Here is a 1663-nt window from a genome sequence, read left to right on the forward strand (position 1 = left end):
CGTCCGCGCAAAACCCTCGGCTGGAGAACCCCGGCAGAGGCACTGGACGCGCTGCTCACGAACGCCGAAACTGACCATGTTGCGACGACCGATTGAGTCCGCCCAATACTGTTCCCATGACTACCAAAAAATTATGCGGAACCACGGCCTGACCGCGTCCATGAGTGGAAAGGGAAATTGCTACAACGCTGCTGTCGAGAGCTTTTTCAAATCCCTTAAGGCGGAAATGGTTTGGCGCAGAAACTGGCAGACCCGCAGGGAGGTCGAAGTTGCCCTCTTCGAATACATTAACGGATTCTATAACTTCCGCCGCAAACATTCAGCCTTGGGCTGGAAAAGCCCCGTGGCATTCGAACGAAAGGCCGCTTAACATGAGCACCTGATCGGAACAGGACCGCGACAGGTCCACTTCTGCTAAAGGAGCCTGATGAATGGTAGTGGATGACAGAGACTGCCATTCCGTCAATGCCACAAAAACCTATAGGCTCAGACGGCTGAAAGATTGATAGCAGTTCTCTGGTAGCTCAGGGATGTTTGCACAAATCTGCCTGTGATCAGGTAAGTATACCTAGAGGCTATTAGAACTTGTTGATGGGGATCTTGAGGTAACTGTTGCCATCGGCTTCGGGCGCTGGAAGCGCGCCGCCGCGCAAGTTGACCTGAAGGGCGTATAGCATACGATCAGGCAAGCTGAGTACGGCATCCCGCTTTTCACGAGCCGCAATAAAATCTGCCCTCGTTACTCCTTCCTTCACATGCTTGTTAAATTTCAAGTGCTCATCCACTGTCGCTTCCCACATCGGCTCGGGACGCTCATCGGTACCGTAGTCATGTCCAATGAAAATACGAGTTTCTCTAGGAAATGAAAGAATTTCTTGAATTGATTCCCAAAGCTGAGCCGCGCTTCCTCCGGGAAAGTCGGCACGGGATGAGCCCACGTCAGGATACATAAGTGTGTCATGAGCAAAGACTGCGTCACCAACAATATACGTGATAGAACCCAATGTATGGCCAGGCGAGAGTATGACACGGAAGGATAGAGAGCCAACTTCGAACGTATCACCGTTCGCAAAGAGCAAGTCAAAATAACGCTCGGGCTGGAAAGCTTCCGGCTCATTATAGTATTCGCGCCAAAGCTTGGCGATGTTTTGGATTTTCTCTCCGATTGCGTTGGGCTTGCCGGTGCGCTGCTTAAGCCAGTGGGATGCCATAAGGTGATCAGCGTGCGGATGCGTATCAAGAATCCGATTCAATACCAGCCCGTTCTCTTGGATCAGTGCTAATGTTAGCTCAGCACTTTCAGTAGAGGTGCGGGCAGCGGCAGGGTCAAAATTCAGGACGGTATCGATAACAACTGCGGCCTTAGTCTCTGGGCAAGCCACAACATACTGAATCGAGCCGCTGGCCCCTTCATATATACCCCAGACATCCGGGCTACCGCGGCCGGTGGTTGGAGAGTGGCGGGTCAAATGATGATACTCGGTCATAGCTGCTTTTCCATAGATTTTTATTTTTTTATCTTAACTATTAGATGAGAGGATCGATTAGACACGTATTGTCATGTTGTAATACAGACAATACGCCATTTCATCCAATGCTACCCAAAGCCGGAAAATTATCTAGCAGCCAGTAGGCAAGGCGTGGTAACCCACATTCCCCAAGT

At 50.7% G+C, this 1663-nt stretch carries 1 protein-coding gene and 1 pseudogene; one reads left to right on the forward strand and one right to left on the reverse strand.

All coding sequences use genetic code 11. From position 1 onward, the window contains the following. Positions 1 to 100: 100 nt before the first annotated feature. Positions 101 to 370 (forward strand): annotated as a pseudogene (locus TW83_RS20145) (IS3 family transposase); the annotation flags it as partial. A 208-nt stretch (positions 371 to 578) separates the two neighbouring features. Here the strand turns inward: TW83_RS20145 and TW83_RS16960 are convergent. Next, positions 579 to 1487 (reverse strand): MBL fold metallo-hydrolase, encoded by a 909-nt coding sequence (locus TW83_RS16960; protein WP_042250083.1) that lies wholly within the window; start codon positions 1485 to 1487, stop codon positions 579 to 581. Positions 1488 to 1663: the final 176 nt, after the last annotated feature.

Origin of the sequence: Paracoccus sp. S4493 (genome assembly GCF_000967735.1) — a bacterium.
Classification (GTDB): domain Bacteria; phylum Pseudomonadota; class Alphaproteobacteria; order Rhodobacterales; family Rhodobacteraceae; genus Paracoccus; species Paracoccus marcusii.

What these genes read in the sequence shown, in the direction of transcription:
- TW83_RS16960 (WP_042250083.1), bottom strand. Translation starts at nt 1,487, where the DNA reads ATGACCGAGTATCATCATTTGACCCGCCACTCTCCAACCACCGGCCGC.